Origin of the sequence: Oleiharenicola lentus (genome assembly GCF_004118375.1) — a bacterium.
Taxonomy (GTDB): domain Bacteria; phylum Verrucomicrobiota; class Verrucomicrobiia; order Opitutales; family Opitutaceae; genus Lacunisphaera; species Lacunisphaera lenta.
On the sequence record NZ_SDHX01000001.1, the window covers coordinates 1,284,309 to 1,299,568 of the forward strand.

Sequence of the window (15,260 nt, forward strand, 5' to 3'; positions counted from 1 at the left end):
GCCTCGGTCCCGTGGTTTTGGTGGGTCCGATGATTACCCCACGCCCCCTGCGTCTGCTCCTTGCCTGTGGCCTGCTGGCCGGCGCCGCCCTCACCGCGGTCGCGGCGAATCCGCCCGTCATGGCCATCGGTTCGCCATTGCCCGATTTCGCCCTGCCGGGGGTGGACGGCAAGATGTACAAGCCCGCTGATTTCGCCGCCGCGAAAATCCTGGCGGTCGTCTTTACCTGCAACCACTGCCCGACCGCCCAGGCCTACGAGGAGCGTCTGAAGCGCCTCGCGGCCCAATACGGCCCGAAGGGCGTGGCGCTCGTCGCCATCAATCCCAATCACGCGCCGGCCGTCCGGCTCGACGAGCAGGGCTACGGCGACCTGGGCGATTCGTTTGAGGAGATGGTCATCCGGCACAAGGACCACCAGTGGAACTTTCCCTACCTGGACGACGGCGAGACGCAGGAACTGACGATGAAGTTCGGCGCCATCGCCACGCCGCACGTCTATATCTTCGACCAGGAGCGCAGGCTGCGCTTCCAGGGCCGCATCGACAACTCCGAGCGCGAGGACCTCGCCACCGGGCATGACACCCGCGCCGCGCTCGACGCGCTGCTGGCGGGCAAGGATCCCGAGGTGAAGACCACACGGGTCTTCGGTTGCTCGGTGAAGTGGAAGGACAAGGTCGAGGACAACCTGCGCTGGCGCGCCAAGGTCGCCCGCGAACCCGTCACGCTCGAGAAAGTGGACGTGGCCGGCATCAAGGCCCTGCGCGCCAACACCGACTCCGGCAAGCTCCGGCTGGTGAATTTCTGGGCCACGTGGTGCGGGCCGTGCGTCTCGGAGTTTGACGAGCTCATCGAGCAGAACCTGCGCTTCCGCCACCGAGGCTTCGAGATGGTGACGGTCGCCGCGCAGTTCCCCGACGAAGAGGCCAAGGTCCTGAATTTCCTGAAGGAGAAAAAATCCTCCGGCCGCAACCTGATCTTCGGCGAGAAGGACAAATACGCCTTCATCGAGGCCTTCGACAAGGAGTGGAACGGCGAGCTGCCCTACACGCTGCTCATCGGCCCGAAGGGCGAGGTGCTCTACCGCGAGAGCGGCTCGATCAACTTTCTCGCGCTGCGCCGGGCGATTTATCCCGCGCTGGACAAAGTCACGCCCTGGGTGAACGCGGACAAGGTTTACGACCGCTGAGCGCCGCGCGGCCATCGGACACCCGGGTGGAACCCGCGCACCGCGCGGGTTGACCAGGAAAAGCGAAACCTGCCCGCGCGGAGCGCCGGCTCCCCCTCACCGCTTCGGCATCAGGTGCCGGTCGAGGAAGACGAGGATCTGGTCGTAGAGTTCGACCTCGTTCTTGAGGTGGGCCATGCCGTGGCCTTCGCCGCCGACGAAGAACTTTTCATGGGGAATGTTGTGGCGGTCGAGCTCGGCGACCAGCTTGCGGGACTGGCCGATCTCGACGGTCTGGTCGTCCTTGCCACCCGCGACGAAGACCGGGGCCCTGATCTTGGCGACGTGGCGCAAGGGGGACATGGCCTCATATTTCGCCTCCTCCTTCTTCGGGTCGCCGAGCTTCTTGATCATGCGACCGTAAAAGGGGCGGTCGTATTGGTCGTATTTTTCCGACTGCACCTGCAGGGCCCAGTCGAAGACACCGGCGTTGGTGACGGCGCAGCGGTAGAGGTCGCTCTCGTGCGCGGCGCCCGACACGGCGAGGTAGCCGCCGAAGGAGGCGCCCATGATGCCCACGCGGTTCTGGTCGACGAGGCCGGTGCGGAGGATGGTTTTCACGGCATCGGTCACGTCGTGGTGCATCTTCACGAAGTCATATTCGTCCTCCGCCGGGAACCGGCCGACCGAGCCGGTGGAGCCGCGGTAATTGGGCTGGAGGACGGCATAGCCGTGATAGGCGAGGAACTGCACCTCGCCGTTGAAGCCCCAGTTGTCGCGGGCCCAGGGACCGCCGTGACAGAGCACGACGAGGGGGGCGGGGTTTTCCTTGGAGGCGCCGGCGGGCAGGGTGAGGTAGCCTTCGAGCTTGTGGCCGTCGCGCGTCTTGAACTGCACGATCTGCATCGGCTGCATGCGGGCCGGGTCGATCCACGGGGCGGAGTTCTTGAACAGGCCGGCCTGGCGGGTGGCGAGGTTGACCCAATGGTAGGCGACCGGCTGGCGGTCCGAGAAAGTGGCGACGAGGAAGATCGCGTGCTGGTCGTCGCTGCCGATGATGCGCACGACCTGCTTGGGGAACATGCCGTCGAGAATCTTCTGGAGCGCCTTGTAGTCCTCGTTGAACCAATAGACGCGCGGGCCGCCCTTCTGAAAGACGGCGCCGAGCACGTCACCGGTGGCCGGGTTGTTGTAGGTCCAGCCGTTGAAATCGTAGGCGGGGTCCTGCAGCACGATGTCACCGAGCTGGCCGGTGGCGGCGTCGAGCAGCTGCAGCGGGTTGGGTTTGCCGTCCTTGGCCGGCCCGATGACGAGCAGCTGCCCTGGCTCGTTGGCGTTGTCGAGGATGTCGATTTCCTCGAGATCGACCGGGCAACGGATCCACTTCTCCCCTTCGAGGCGGAACATGGAGAGGTTGCCGTTGTGCGAGGTGAAGGCGTAGGCGAGGTTGCCCTTTTTGTCGGCCATGTAGCGGTAGGTCACACCGGCCTCAGGCGGCAAAGGGTAGCTGTGGTCCACGGCCTTCTGGTTGCTGTCGCGCACCTTGTCGCGCTTCGCCATGTATTCGAAGTCGTTCATCGTGACCGTGAGATCCACGATGGAGGCGCTGCGATTGCGGGAATCGATGGCGGAGACGCCGGTGTCCCGGCGGTTCTCGATGTCGTTCCGGTTCCAGATCAGCGGGTGGGTCGGCTTTTCGAGCGGGATCGAAACCAGGCTGGAGCCGTTATACTGCTGGAGCGCGTAGGCGTCGCGCAGGTTGCTGATGTCGGCGGCCATGATGCCGAGGCCGTACATCTTGCGGGAGGCGAGGTGGAAAAGGACCCGCGTGTTGCTGAGCCAGGAAATGCCGTAGATGTCGCGGGCCCCCCGGAAGGCAAGCGTGTCGGGCTTGGCCGTGGCGATGTCGTAAACCATCAACATGTGCTTGTCCTCGTCGGCGGCGACGAGTGCGGCAATGTGGGTGCCCGCCCGGTTGAGACTGGGCTGCGACAGGGCGCGGGGCCGGAAAAAGTCCTGCGTCGGGATCGGTTGGTCGGCGGGGACCGGGGTGACGCGCTCAAGGTCGAACTTGTCGGCGGCGAGGAGCGAATGGGCCGTCAGGGCACAGGCGAGGCAGGCACGGAGGATCCGTTTCATAGGGGGATGGGGTGGCGCTTCGCTGGCCCGACGAAGCGAGGGCATTCTTGGGGCGGATTGAAGCCGGGCAAGCCGGGACCTGCCGCACCCCTTGGCTATGACTCGCTATTTCAGCAACTCGCGCAGGTCGGCGAGGCTGAGGCTCGCGGCGGCCTCGTCGCTGGCCTCGAAGACGTCGGCGAGGAGCGCGCGCTTGGTGTCCTGGAGGGCGAGCACTTTCTCCTCAACGGTGCCGGAGCAGATGAGCTTGTAGCTCGTGACGACCTTGGTCTGCCCGATGCGGTGCGCGCGGTCGGTGGCCTGCGCCTCGGCCGCGGGATTCCACCACGGGTCGAAATGCACGACGATGTCGGCGCCCGTGAGGTTGAGGCCGGTGCCGCCGGCTTTGAGCGAGATGAGGAAGACGGGGATCGCGGCGTCGTTTTGAAACTTGTCCACCGCGGCCTGCCGCGCCTTGGGCGTGAGCGAGCCGTCGAGGTAGCAGCAGGGCACTCCCTGGGCGTCGAGCTCCTCGCGAAGCAGGCCGAGCAGCGCGGTGAACTGCGAGAACACGAGCATGCGGTGGCCTTCGTCGATGCTCTCGGCGAGCAGTTCGCGGAAGGCGTCGAGCTTGGCGGAGTCGGCTGCGGCCGCGTTGCGGGCGGAAGGCACCAGCCGCGGGTCGCAGCAGATTTGGCGCAGACGCAGCAGCTGGGTGAAAACGGCGAAGCGCAGGTTGCCCTCGGACGAGCCCTGCGCGGCGAGGTCCAGCAGTTCACGTTCGCTGTCCTCCTGCATGCGGCGGTAGAGCGCGGCCTGCGCCGGGGTGGGCTCGCACCAGATCGTCTGCTCGATCTTCTCCGGCAGTTCAGGGGCGACGGCGGCCTTGGTGCGGCGCAGGATGTAGGGCGCGGTCTGCGTCCGCAGCTGGGCGTCGTGCCAGGAACGTTCATCGCGTTTGAGGCTGGGCGGGACCTTGGCGAGGAAGCCGGGCATCAGGAACTCGAAGAGCGAGCGCAGGTCGTCGAGCGAGTTCTCCAGCGGGGTGCCGGTGAGCAGGAACCGGCCGCGTCCGCGCAGGGCGCGCAGCGACTGGGCGGCCTGGGTGCGGCGGTTTTTCAGGTGCTGTGCCTCGTCGGCGAGGATGAGGTCGAACTCGACGGACTCGAACAGCACGGTGTCGCGCGCGAGCGTGCCGTAGGACGTGAGGACGAGGTCGTGGGCGGCGAAGTCCCTGCCGGCGAGGCGGCGGGTGCCGTGATGGACGAAGACTTTGAGTTCCGGCGCGAAGCGCGCGGCTTCGCGCCGCCAGTTTTCGACGAGCGAGGCGGGGCAGACGACCAAGTGGGGCACCGTTCCGGCGTGCTCGCCGGCCGGTGTTTGTCCCCGGTTCTGGCTACGCGAAACCGAGGCAAAGGCCGGCAGCACGGCGCGAGTGTTTGCGGCCCGGGCCGCGGCCACCAGCGCCAGCGCCTGCAGGGTTTTGCCGAGGCCCATCTCGTCGGCGAGGATGCCGCCGACTTCCTGCCGGTAAAGGTGCCAGAGCCACGCGACGCCGAGTTTCTGGTAGGGTCGCAGGATGGCATCGAGCGCGGCGGGCACCGGTGCGGGCGGCAGCGAGGTCAGGTTGCGCAAGGCGGCGCTGCGGCGGCGCCAGGTCTCGGGTGCCTGGAAATGCGGCGCGAGTTCCTCGAGCAAATCGTTCACCTCGGCCGCGCGGGCCTTGCTGATGCGGTGCTGGCGGACGGCGCTGCCGGTCCCGGTGGGATCGCCGGCGAGCTTGCGGTGCGCGGCCTGGATTTTTTCGAGACGGCTTTGGTCGATCAGGTAGATGGCCTGGCCGTCCTCGACGTAGCCGCGGCCGCTGGCGACCGCCTCGCGCACCTGCGTCTCGGTGGCCCGGCCGGCATTGAGCCCGAGCGACACGTCGTAGCCGTCGGGTGATTCCGAGACCTCGGCGGAGGCCTCGGCTTCCCGCAGCCGGGCCGTGTTGCGCTTGAAGTTGTCGGTGAACTCCGCGCCAAAGTCCTCGCGCAACCGGCGGCCATGCGTGGCGAGGAGGTTCAGCACGCGGTGCCGGTCGCGCAGCCACCACTTGCGGTTGAGCGGATCGAGCACGAAGCGATGCTCGCGCAGGAACTCCAGCACCGCGTCGTAATGCACCGAGCCACGCGCCGGGAGCATGACCGCCAGAAAGTGCTCCGAGCCGTCGATGAGCAGCGGCGAGCCCGATTCCCCCGCCGGCGCCGGTGCCCGCCCAATGTTCGTATTACGAACATTGGCGGCGGTGGGCCCGGGGGAGGCGGCCGGGCGAATGTTCGTATTACGAACATTGGGCGGGGGCGCGGCGTTGAGCAGTTCGCTGACGCCGGAGAGCTCGGTCCCGTGCCAGGCGAGGGGGACTTCGGGCAGGGTGCCGTAGAAAAACACGGGCTGGCCGGCGAGGGCGGTGATCAGCTCGCGCAGTTGCGGGCGGGTGAGCTGGATGAGCGAGGCGGGCTGGGGCTTCACGCCGAGGCGCTGGAGCAGGGCGAGGCCGGGCAGCAGGTTTTCGGGAAGATCGCCGGGCGCCGTTCCGGCGTTCCTGTTGCCGGCCGCAGCCGGCCCAAGCCCAGTCGCCGAGCCTCCGCTCTGGCTGGGCGGGCTGGCCGGTGTTGGTCCGGGCCGGTCGCCCGGCAAAAGGTCGAGCTCCACCCGGATGGCGATGGCGTCGCGCGGGATGGCGGCTTCGAGGTTGGGCGGCAACAGCAGGCGGAGCATGGGCCAAGGCACTCCAACCGCCCAACCGCCAAAGGCCAAAGAAAATCCTCGGGCCTCAGTTCCGCCCCGGCCGGGAGCAACCGGTCACTTTCCCCAGTTGCGAATCAGGTCGCGGACAAAGAGACCGGAGGGCGTCAGGTCACTGTCACTCCATCCGCCCTTCGAAGCGGCGCCGGGTTTGACGATGGAGGCGGTCTCGCGTTTGTCGGAGACGGACCAGTTGCAGTGGCTGAGTTCGTGTTTCCGCATGAAGTCCATCCACTCGCGGACGGAGGCCTGGTCGATCGGGCCGTTGCCATCGGCGTTGCAGGTGCCCCATTCGGTGACGAAGAGCGCAGCGCCAAGCGAGAGGGCCTGTTCCGCCCTGGCGCGGAGGTCCGCCTTGTGGGTGCCGGCGTAGAAATGGAGCGCGTAGGCGACGTTGGGATCCTTGATCGGGTCGGCGGCGGCGAGGTCCACGCGCTGGGCCCAAAAGGGAGTCCCGACGACGATCAAGTTGTCGGGGTCATGCTGGCGGATGGCGGCGATCACCTTTTCGGCGTAAGGTTTGACCGTGTCCGGCCACGAGACCCGCAGCGGCTCGTTGTAGATTTCGTAGATGACGTTGGGCAGGTGGCCGTAGCGCCTGGCCATGTCGGCGAAGAAATCGGCGGCCTGGGCGGCGTGGTCTTCCGCGTGGTGGTCGTGCCAGTCGATGATGACGTAGAGGTCGTGGGCGACAGCGGCGTCCACCACCTTCAGGACGCGCTGTTTGTTTTCCTTGGGATGCTGGAGGTAGCCGTCCTCCTGGTGCACCCCGAGGGCGGCGCGGACGATCGTGGCGCCCCAGTCCTTTTTCAGCCAGGCGACGGTTTCGGCCTGGTAGAAGCGTCCCATCCACTGGCTCCAGAAAAAGCTGTTGCCCGCGAGGCTGACCGGTCGGCCGTGGGTGCCGACGATGCGGTTGCCCTGGACCTGCAGGCGGCCGTGCTGGCGGACAATGCCGCTGGTGGCAGGTTCCGGTGCGGCGGTCGGGGCGGAGGAGGGCGTAGTGGCGCAGCCTGATTGAGCGAGCGCAACGGCAAGGGTCGCGCAAAGAAAGGCGGGGCGGAGCTGGATCATGGGGTGCGGCACTTAATTCCGGGATGCATCGGGCGGCAAACGCAGAGAATTGAGAATCCCAGCATTGGTTATTCAATATCCGGCGCGGGCAAGCGCGCGGCCCGCGGGTCCGGGGTTACGGATCCACTGTCACCGGCAATCCGACCCAGGCGAGGCGGACGAGGACGCGGGCGTCCCAGTTGGCGAGGCGGAAGCAGCCGTGGGACTCGGTGCGGCCGACCTTTTCGGGGTCGGGGGTGCCGTGGATGCCGTAGCCGGTGCGATCAAGACCGATCCAGGCGACGCCGACGGGGTTGTTCGGACCGGGGGCGATGATGAGCTTGCGGCCGAGTTCCTGCGCCTCGGGCACCTCCGGGAAGACGACCGGGTCGAAGGTGTAGTTGGGATCCGGAATGACGACCGTGACGTGCAGCTCACCGACGGGGCGTTTTTCGACGTTGCGTGCGATGCTTACGGGACTGTGCAGCAGGATGCGGCCGGTCTCGTCCACGGCCTGGAGGATTTTCTCGGCGAGGTAGATGTGGATGCGCGCGACCTTTCCGGGAGCGAGGACGGGATCGGCGGAGGGTACGACGAGCCTCGTGCCGGGCAGCAGATCGTCCCAGTTCACGCCGGGGTTGACCTTCGCGAGCAGCTTGGGATTGGCGCGGAAGCGCTCGGCAATCATTTCCAGCGGCGTGGCGTGGCGCAGGGCGTCGAGTTCGGATTTTCCGAGCCAGGTGTCGGGCACGGCGGCGGTGGCGGCGCTGTCCTCAACGGTGAAGATGTAGTCGGTGAGGGCGGGTTCGGAAAGGAGCAGGGCCGCCTTGGTGGCGCGATCCAGGTCGCCGGATTCGCGCAGGCCTTCGTTTTTTTGCCAGGCCTTGAGGGCGGCGGCGGTCTGTGCGCCGCGCACGCCATCGATCGAGCCGCAGGAAAAACCGCGACGATGCAGTTCGACCTGGGCTTCGAGCCAGTCGTTCACCGGTCGTCCGGGCGGTGACTCGGGTTCGGCGCCCGGTTCTTCGATCGCCTCCTCGGCGGGCAGGGCCGGGGTGTCCTCGGGTCGCGGCGGGGGTTCGGTGGCGGATTGTCCGCGCATGATGACGGCGGCGCCCAGGAGGAGGAAAAGCAGAAACGGCATGGCGGCGGGAGTCAGCGCGAGGTGAGGTGCCAGTGACCGCACACGGTGCAACGGTAGGCTGCGCGTTGGCGCTCGACCCCGGCGCAAAGCGCGGCGTCGAGGGCGTCGCCCTGGGTGCGGTAGCGGCGCTTGCCGGTGCACATGCTCTTCCGTTGCTCGACCGTGGGCTTCTTCATGCCTTGGGCTCGAACCGGCTTTCGGCGCGGTTCTTCTTCACTTCGGTGGCGGGGAAGACGCGTCCGTTCATGGCGATATAGACGCCGGGCGGCAGCACCTGCAGCGCACCGACGGCGCACCCGAGGTTGAAAAATGCATCGGTCTGCCGGAAGCGCGCCGGCACCATCGACCCGGTGAACACAATGACCTTTCCGGGCAGGCCGGTGAGGTGCGCCGCGGTTGCGGTCATGGTGTCGGTGCCGTGGGTGATGAGGATGAGGTTTTCGGGGGCGGCGGCCACGCGGGCCCGGATCAGGGCGCGGTCCTCATCGGTCATGTGCAGGCTGTCCTTCTGCATAACCGACTCCACGACGTAGTCGAAGGTGACGTTGGCTTCCTTGAACAGCGGGCCGACCTGGGGGTCGCCGACGTTGAAGGTGCTGGCGTCGTCGAAATACACTTTGTCGATGGTGCCGCCGGCGGTGATGACTCGGATGCGCATGGGCGGGAAAATGACCACGGGCGGGGCCGGTTCAATGCGGATTGCGGGCGTGTAAAAGGTAAAACCGTTTGATTCCGGCGTGAACCAACCTAGCTTGCCGGTGTCCTAAACGGCATGAAAACCCCCGTCCTGAGCGCCGCCCTGTTTGCCCTGATGACTGCCGTGGGAGCGGGCGCCGGGGTGAGCCCCGGGGCCTCACTCGACGAGGTGCGCGCGGTCCTGGGCAAACCGAATGGGCAGATGCAACTCGGGGCGCGGCAGGTGCTCCTGTATGAGCGCGGCTCGGTTGAGCTGAGCGCGGGCCGGGTCACCCGGGTCGATTTGCGTTCGGAGGAGGAGCAGGCGGTGTGGGCGGCGCGGGAAGAACGTTTGCAGACCCAGCTCTCCGCGCAGCGTTCACAATCCCAGGCGGAAGGCACGGCCCTGCGGGACCGCAAGCTGGCGGATGCGGCTTTTCTGGCGTCGCCGGTCGCCTACCAGGTGGCTTTTTGGGAAGACTTCAGCCGGCGCTATCCCGCCGTGCCCTGCGCCGAGCCGCTGACCATCGCCCGGCTGAAGCTCAGCGAGCAACGGGAGGAAAAGGCGCGCCGGGAGGCGGATTCGCTGCGTTTGCGCGAATTGGAAGCGCGGGTGGCCGCGGCCGAGGCCGAGCGCGAACCCGTTTACTACCGCGTGCGCAGCTACCCGCGTTATCGCGACCGCTACGACTACCACCAGGAATTTGCCCTCTGGCCGGTTAGCTATACCTACTACGATTCGCCCAAGCCGGTTTACGAAACGCCCACGACGCCGGTCATCAGCCCGATCATCAGTAGTCCGGCCCTGCCTGAGCGACGCAGCTATGATGGCAGCCAGCGTGAGCATCGCGGACGTGGACGCGATGACCACGCGGTTCCGCCCGGGCGTTCGGACTGGCGGCGCGCGCACTCCCGCTACGAGCGGATGTGAGGCGGGTGGCCGATCAGGCGAAGCGAGCGGGGAGCTTGGGCGCGAACAGCACCACGACACCGCCGACCAAGCTCCAACCGACGGACAGCGCGAAGAAGGCCAGGGCCAGCAATGCGACCAGCGTTTCCTGTCCCGATCCGATGCCCAGCAAGTGGAGCAGGGCGACCAGAGTGCCCTCGCGCAGGCCGTGACCCCCGATGCTGAGTGGCAGTGACGCCACCACGTAGGCGCCGGCGGAAGCTGCGGACAGGCTCCAGAATCCCGGTTCCAGCCCAACGGCGCGGGCGAGCAACCAGAGGGCGGCAAAGTCGGCCAGCCAAACCGTGATACTCAGCAGCAGACACAACGTCGCGACCCGGATTTTAGTCAACGGCAGCAGGGCGGCGTGGAGCACGGCCGTGCGCTCACTGCCCAGGAGCCGTGTGGCGAGGGGCGCCCAGAGTCGTGGCCATGCCAGGGTCGCGGCCCCGCCCAACAGCGCGATGAAACCGCCGGCGCTGGCCAGGAGCAGCAACCGCTCGGATTCGCTGGCGTTGCCCGCGGCGAGATGCAGCCCGAGGAACAGTGCGGCGAGGCCAAACAAGGCCGCCAACCCGACAAGGCGATCGGCCAGCAACCCGGTGGCGGCGGCGGTCTTGCGGTCCGGGGCGTGTTGCCAGAGCAGGTTGAACCGCACCGCGTCGCCCGCGATGCCGCCGGGCAGGAACGAATTGTAGAAAAAACCGGCCCAGCTGGCGAAATGGACGCGACCAGCCGGAACGGCGAAACCTTGGGCGCGCAGCAGCACCTGCCAGCGGACAATTTGCAGCGGGTAGGCGAGGCCCGCGAGGAGGATCGCCGGAACGGCCAGCCGCCAGTCGAGGGCGCGCAGTCCGCCGAGTGCCGTCCACTCCACGCGCGTGACCAGCCAGCCGAGCAGGCCAAGCGTCAGCGCGTAGCGCAGCACGACGCCCACGGGGCTTTGCAGGAAGGAGAACCAGCGCACGACTCGGGTGATGCCAGTCCGGCGGACTGACGCAAGCCGCGGCCGCCGCGCCGTGGAATTTGTTCGCCACGCGGAGCCGGGAGCGCGGACATTTGCCGGCCCGATGCAACTGGACGAATACCGCAAGCTCGCCGAGACCGAGGACCGGATGTGGTATTTCCGTGCGCTGAACCGACGGATGGCGCACTGGCTGGGGCGGCTCCAGCCCGAGCGGGAAGCCCGCGTGCTCGACGCCGGCTGCGGCACCGGCGGACTGATCAAGTCGCTGCGTGCGGCGAATCCCGGCTGGCGGATCACGGGATTGGATTTCATGCCGCTGGCCTGCGAACTGGCCCGTGAGCGCACCGGCGCAGAGATCGTGCAGGGCTCGATCACGAGCCTGCCGTTTGCGGACGCGACGTTTGATGCGGTCGTGTCCGCCGACGTGGTCTGCCAGGTGGAGGACCACGCGCAGGCGTTGCGCGAGTTTGCGCGCGTGGTGCGGCCCGGTGGCGCGGTGTTGGTCAATGTGCCCGCCTACCGCTGGCTCTGGTCCTATCATGACGACGCCTGCCAGACCAAGCACCGCTACACGCGACCGGAACTGGTCGCCCTGTTTCAAGCGGCGGGATTGGCGGTGCGGTTTGCGAGTTACGCCAATCTGCTGCCCCTGCCCCTGATCGCGGCGCGGCGAAAGCTGTTTCCGCCCGCACAACCGACGAGTGACGTGCAGGTTTATGCCGCACCGGTGGAGGCGGTTTTCTCCACCATGGCGGCAGGGGAGCATGCCTGGACCAAGCGGGGCTGGCCGCTGCCGGCGGGGAGCTCGGTCTTTGTGGCGGCCCGCAAGTGAACAATTGCCTCCAGGCCGGGTCCCAGCAGTGTCAATCAATCCCCCAAAGCCCATGTTACCCCGCAATGCCCTGTTAGCCGCCGCGCTCTGCGTGGCGGTGGTTTCGTCAGCCCAGAACCGCGTCGAGGAGGAAGAGACGGCCGTCTACTCCAAGGTTTTCAACAACTATGTCCGCACGCCTTCCGCTCTGGGTGGATTCAAGCCCGAACGCATCGCATTCGCCAACGGTGGTCCCGTGCTGGGGCGCATCCGTGACCGTTCGGTGGACAACGCGACTTTCAAGCAGGTTGTGCACCTCCTGAGCCCGGCTCTCACCCGGCAAAACTACGTGGCCGCGGCCAACCCCGAGGACACCGACCTGTTGATCTACGTCTATTGGGGTGCGACCGACGGCTATGGCGTCTCGTCGCTGTTGTCCGATGGCACGATGCAGCAGGCGGCGGACATGAATGGCGACTGGTATGGAGCCTCCTCCCTGATGGACGAGGCCAACCGGCGGCGCGATTCGGCCAACTTCAGCAATGCTGGCTTGCTCGGCTACCGCGAGGCGCTCGCCCACCACCATGGCCTGCGCGCCTGGGGGGTGCATGGCACTGTCTATGGCGACTTGGTGGCCGACGTGGAGGAACCGCGCTATTTCGTCATCATGACGGCGTTCGACTTCAAAGCCGCCTGGAAGGAGAAGCGGCTCGTGCCGCTCTGGTCCACGCGTTACAACATCGCTTCCCAGGGCAACAACTTCATCGCCGCACTGCCGGACATGAGCATGTTTGCCTCGCGCTATTTTGGGCGCGACAGCAACGGACTCATCCGCCGGCTGAATCCCACCGGCAAGGTGGACATGAAGGACGTGCAGATCCTCGGAGCGGTCGAAACCCCGGCTGAGTAAAGGCTCCCCGGGGCCGGCTCCCGGGTTACGACCCAAAGGAATCGCGCCAGCCGCCGGCGGGAGGAGGCGGGCCGTGCCTGACCGGTCTTCCTTCGCGTTGGCGCGATCCTTTCCCCGGGAGGATGGCGTGGGCGCCGGAGCGCCTACGTAGGACTACGCATTGGCGGGGCGGGCGAGTTCTCCTAGAATCGGGGACCATGATTGCCCCCATCCTCCGTTCGTTCCGCACCGTCGCAGCGGTCGCCTTGCTGACCGCCGCCATTTCCGGCTGGGCTGCCGCCAGCAAGCCAGTCTGGACCCTGCCGCTGGGCGAAGACGCCAAGTGGGAAACCCTGACCGATCTCGGCGTGCTGCTCGTCGGCACCGATTCGGCCATCCACTGCATCGACCCCGACACGGGCAAGGTGCTCTGGAAGAACGCCACCTTCAAGAAGAGCAACACGATGAACGCGCGCGAGATTCCCGGCACGCCGTTCCTGCTCTGCAACCAGTTTTCGGGCATGGCCAATTCCAAGTCCACGTTCACGCTGATCGATTACCTCACGGGCGAGACCGAGTGGACCGCGCCCGAGGTGTCGGGCCAGTATCTCGGGACCATTCCCGTGCCGGAGAAGGGCCTGGCCATCCTCGTGATGACCACCTGGAAGGACGGCAAGGGCCAGGAGCACGGCACCTTCCTCTTTGCCCACGACCTCGCCACGGGCGAGCGCAAGTGGTCCACCCTGCTCACGAAGGCCAACGGCATCCCGCTGCACATGGCGGACAATTCCGGAAAGTTCATGCCGCGCATGGACCTCTCGGGCTACCACGATCCCGTGCTTGAAGGGGACACGCTTTATCTCGGTTACCTCGGCGTGCACGCGCTCGACCTCAACACCGGTGCCATCAAGTGGGGGGTCGAGTTTCCCCCGGGCGACAAGGGCCTGAAGCGCACCTACGCGCCTTTGCGCATCGTGGGCGACGTCCTCTATGGTGCCGGTGGCGGCAGCATCCATGCGATCAACAAGGAAACCGGCGCCACCCTCTGGAAGAGCGACCGCATCTCGGAATACGCCGGGCTCTTCAAGGCGCGGGACAACGCCATCGTCACGCAGATCGAGGTCATCGACGACAAGATCTACGCCCGCTATGGCGGCAACTTCTCCAACGGCCAGACCGTGATGCTCAAGGAGCCGCTTGGCGTGGTCGTGGTGTCCGCCGCTGACGGCAAGCCGCTCTATCAGGACAAGAAGATCGAGGGTGGCCTGACCAACCTCATGGCGTTGCCCGAAATCGGGGCGGTGATGTTCGCGGACGGCAAGGAGCTGGTCGGTCTCAGCGCCGGCGCGACGGTGGAGGAAATCTTCCGCGTGCCAATCGAGTTCAAGCGCAAGATGGGCGGCGGAGACATTGCGAAGATCGGCCTGGGTCTCACGGGCGGTCTCATGGGCACGGTCAAGGCCGTGAGTTCCTCCAGCAAAGCGCGGCTCGACGTGCCGGTGGCCATTACGCGGCAGGACGGCCACATCGTCGTGCAGGGCAAACAGCACCTGCTCGGCTTCGACCCGGTGGCCAAAGGCCAGAAGTGGTCGCTCTACTACGCCGCGCCCAGTGACGCCTTCGCCACGATCGCGATGTTCGCCGTGACGCTCGCGGCCTCGGCCCAGGGCAACGCGCAGGTGGCGCAAAACGGCAGCATCATGACCTCCGGCGGCCGCCAGGGCATGGAGAACATCCAGAATGCCCTCGACCGCTACAACCGTTACACCGAGACGCGCGCCCGCAAGATTGGCGGTTCCAAGAGCTCAGGCGGTTACACCTACATCATCACCAAGCTCGAGAAGGAGCATGGCGGTGGTGTGGGCCTGGTGGGAGTGAATCTCGGCAACGGTGAAACCGACCGCCGCCTGGCGCTCGGGGACAAGGAACCCAAGTATCTCGCGGACGAGGCCGCCGGCCGCATTTTCTACTTCAAGGGCGGCGACCAGATCCAAGCCTACGAATTCTGAGGCGAATCTTCGGACTCACCCAACAAGCAGGGTGGAACCGGTTCAGCCGGTTCCACCCTGTCGTTTTGGCGGAAAGACTTTAAGACGCCGGGATGATCTCGAGCGCGTTGATCTCGGGATTCTCGATGTTGTGCGTGAAAGTGATGTCGAGCTGGCCGTCCTTGACCTCCACCTCGACGGTTTCCACATGGGCGCGCATCACGCCTCCGGCCCGGGCGGTGACGTCGAAGTCCTTGAACTCCCGGCCCTCGACGTTGAACGAGAACACCCGCTCGCCCTTGCCGTAGATGCCCTCGTAGGTCTCGGCGAAGTGGAGTTTCACGGTGTATTTTCCGTTGGGCAGCTTGCGGGTGAAGCCGCTCAGGCTGTAGCGCTCGGCGGTGTAGATCGACGGGGTCTTGGTGTTGGCCACGACGATGCCCGTGCGGTCGATGGTGTCGCCGCCGTTGAAGCCCTGGTCGGCGAGCCAGACCACGCCGTTTTCATCGGTGTGGTCCTTGGTGGTGCCGGCGCGGATGCGGATGGCCTCGGCGGCCAGGGCGAAGGCCGTGCAGCCGAGCGCGAGCGCGGCGGTCAGGGTGAACAGGAGCGGGCGGTGGGGATGCGGGTTTTTCATGGGGAAAGCGGGAGAGGATGTGCCGGCATGGCTGCGGAGGTGGCGGCAGATTCCGGGGCGTGCGACCGGGCGGCCG

At 66.6% G+C, this 15,260-nt stretch carries 13 protein-coding genes; 5 read left to right on the plus strand and 8 right to left on the minus strand.

Features of this window, described 5'->3' with window-relative positions:
* Positions 1–29: 29 nt before the first annotated feature.
* Positions 30–1,187 (plus strand): redoxin domain-containing protein, encoded by a 1,158-nt coding sequence (locus ESB00_RS05270; protein WP_129046674.1) that lies wholly within the window; start codon positions 30–32, stop codon positions 1,185–1,187.
* A gap of 96 nt (positions 1,188–1,283) precedes the next feature.
* On the opposite strand, the gene ESB00_RS05275 is transcribed toward ESB00_RS05270, so the two are convergent.
* From ESB00_RS05275 to ESB00_RS05295, 6 genes are all read right to left on the minus strand, one after another.
* Positions 1,284–3,305 carry an alpha/beta hydrolase family protein gene (locus ESB00_RS05275; RefSeq protein WP_164976058.1) on the minus strand — a complete coding sequence of 674 codons (2,022 nt, stop codon included), beginning with the start codon at positions 3,303–3,305 and terminating at the stop codon, positions 1,284–1,286.
* A 105-nt stretch (positions 3,306–3,410) separates the two neighbouring features.
* Positions 3,411–6,044 (minus strand): DEAD/DEAH box helicase, encoded by a 2,634-nt coding sequence (locus ESB00_RS05280; RefSeq protein WP_129046676.1) that lies wholly within the window; start codon positions 6,042–6,044, stop codon positions 3,411–3,413.
* Between the two features lie 84 nt (positions 6,045–6,128).
* Complete coding sequence (locus ESB00_RS05285; protein WP_129046677.1) at positions 6,129–7,145, minus strand: glycoside hydrolase family 5 protein; 1,017 nt, start codon at positions 7,143–7,145, stop codon at positions 6,129–6,131.
* Positions 7,146–7,260: 115 nt separating this feature from the next.
* On the minus strand, positions 7,261–8,268 hold the full coding sequence (locus ESB00_RS05290; RefSeq protein WP_129046678.1) for a L,D-transpeptidase family protein: 1,008 nt from the start codon (positions 8,266–8,268) through the stop codon (positions 7,261–7,263).
* Positions 8,269–8,279: 11 nt separating this feature from the next.
* On the minus strand, positions 8,280–8,444 hold the full coding sequence (locus ESB00_RS19600) for a hypothetical protein (protein WP_164976059.1): 165 nt from the start codon (positions 8,442–8,444) through the stop codon (positions 8,280–8,282).
* Positions 8,441–8,926 (minus strand): asparaginase domain-containing protein, encoded by a 486-nt coding sequence (locus ESB00_RS05295; protein ID WP_129046679.1) that lies wholly within the window; start codon positions 8,924–8,926, stop codon positions 8,441–8,443. Before ESB00_RS05295 ends, ESB00_RS19600 begins: the two co-directional genes overlap by 4 nt.
* 114 nt (positions 8,927–9,040) lie before the next feature.
* Between ESB00_RS05295 and ESB00_RS05300 the strand changes: the two genes are divergently transcribed.
* The gene (locus ESB00_RS05300; protein WP_129046680.1) at positions 9,041–9,874 is read left to right on the plus strand and encodes a hypothetical protein; all 834 of its coding nucleotides are present in this window, start codon (positions 9,041–9,043) and stop codon (positions 9,872–9,874) included.
* 13 nt (positions 9,875–9,887) lie between these two features.
* On the opposite strand, the gene ESB00_RS05305 is transcribed toward ESB00_RS05300, so the two are convergent.
* Positions 9,888–10,859 carry a lysylphosphatidylglycerol synthase transmembrane domain-containing protein gene (locus tag ESB00_RS05305; RefSeq protein WP_164976060.1) on the minus strand — a complete coding sequence of 324 codons (972 nt, stop codon included), beginning with the start codon at positions 10,857–10,859 and terminating at the stop codon, positions 9,888–9,890.
* A 103-nt stretch (positions 10,860–10,962) separates the two neighbouring features.
* Here ESB00_RS05305 and ESB00_RS05310 point away from each other — a divergent pair, with 103 nt between their 5' ends.
* The 3 genes from ESB00_RS05310 (at position 10,963) to ESB00_RS05320 (ending at position 14,568) form a co-directional block, all read left to right on the plus strand.
* Positions 10,963–11,691, plus strand: a complete 729-nt coding sequence (locus tag ESB00_RS05310) for a class I SAM-dependent methyltransferase (protein WP_164976061.1) — start codon at positions 10,963–10,965, stop codon at positions 11,689–11,691.
* Between the two features lie 52 nt (positions 11,692–11,743).
* On the plus strand, positions 11,744–12,580 hold the full coding sequence (locus tag ESB00_RS05315; protein WP_129046683.1) for a hypothetical protein: 837 nt from the start codon (positions 11,744–11,746) through the stop codon (positions 12,578–12,580).
* 197 nt (positions 12,581–12,777) lie between these two features.
* Positions 12,778–14,568 (plus strand): outer membrane protein assembly factor BamB family protein, encoded by a 1,791-nt coding sequence (locus ESB00_RS05320; RefSeq protein ID WP_164976062.1) that lies wholly within the window; start codon positions 12,778–12,780, stop codon positions 14,566–14,568.
* 79 nt (positions 14,569–14,647) lie between these two features.
* On the opposite strand, the gene ESB00_RS05325 is transcribed toward ESB00_RS05320, so the two are convergent.
* Positions 14,648–15,184 carry a malectin gene (locus ESB00_RS05325; RefSeq protein WP_129046685.1) on the minus strand — a complete coding sequence of 179 codons (537 nt, stop codon included), beginning with the start codon at positions 15,182–15,184 and terminating at the stop codon, positions 14,648–14,650.
* Positions 15,185–15,260: the final 76 nt, after the last annotated feature.

Coding starts and splice junctions, on each gene's coding strand:
- ESB00_RS05270 (WP_129046674.1), top strand. CDS start 30: ATGATTACCCCACGCCCCCTGCGTCTGCTCCTTGCCTGTGGCCTGCTG.
- ESB00_RS05275 (WP_164976058.1), bottom strand. CDS start 3,305: ATGAAACGGATCCTCCGTGCCTGCCTCGCCTGTGCCCTGACGGCCCAT.
- ESB00_RS05280 (WP_129046676.1), bottom strand. CDS start 6,044: ATGCTCCGCCTGCTGTTGCCGCCCAACCTCGAAGCCGCCATCCCGCGC.
- ESB00_RS05285 (WP_129046677.1), bottom strand. CDS start 7,145: ATGATCCAGCTCCGCCCCGCCTTTCTTTGCGCGACCCTTGCCGTTGCG.
- ESB00_RS05290 (WP_129046678.1), bottom strand. CDS start 8,268: ATGCCGTTTCTGCTTTTCCTCCTCCTGGGCGCCGCCGTCATCATGCGC.
- ESB00_RS19600 (WP_164976059.1), bottom strand. CDS start 8,444: ATGAAGAAGCCCACGGTCGAGCAACGGAAGAGCATGTGCACCGGCAAG.
- ESB00_RS05295 (WP_129046679.1), bottom strand. CDS start 8,926: ATGCGCATCCGAGTCATCACCGCCGGCGGCACCATCGACAAAGTGTAT.
- ESB00_RS05300 (WP_129046680.1), top strand. CDS start 9,041: ATGAAAACCCCCGTCCTGAGCGCCGCCCTGTTTGCCCTGATGACTGCC.
- ESB00_RS05310 (WP_164976061.1), top strand. CDS start 10,963: ATGCAACTGGACGAATACCGCAAGCTCGCCGAGACCGAGGACCGGATG.
- ESB00_RS05315 (WP_129046683.1), top strand. CDS start 11,744: ATGTTACCCCGCAATGCCCTGTTAGCCGCCGCGCTCTGCGTGGCGGTG.
- ESB00_RS05320 (WP_164976062.1), top strand. CDS start 12,778: ATGATTGCCCCCATCCTCCGTTCGTTCCGCACCGTCGCAGCGGTCGCC.
- ESB00_RS05325 (WP_129046685.1), bottom strand. CDS start 15,184: ATGAAAAACCCGCATCCCCACCGCCCGCTCCTGTTCACCCTGACCGCC.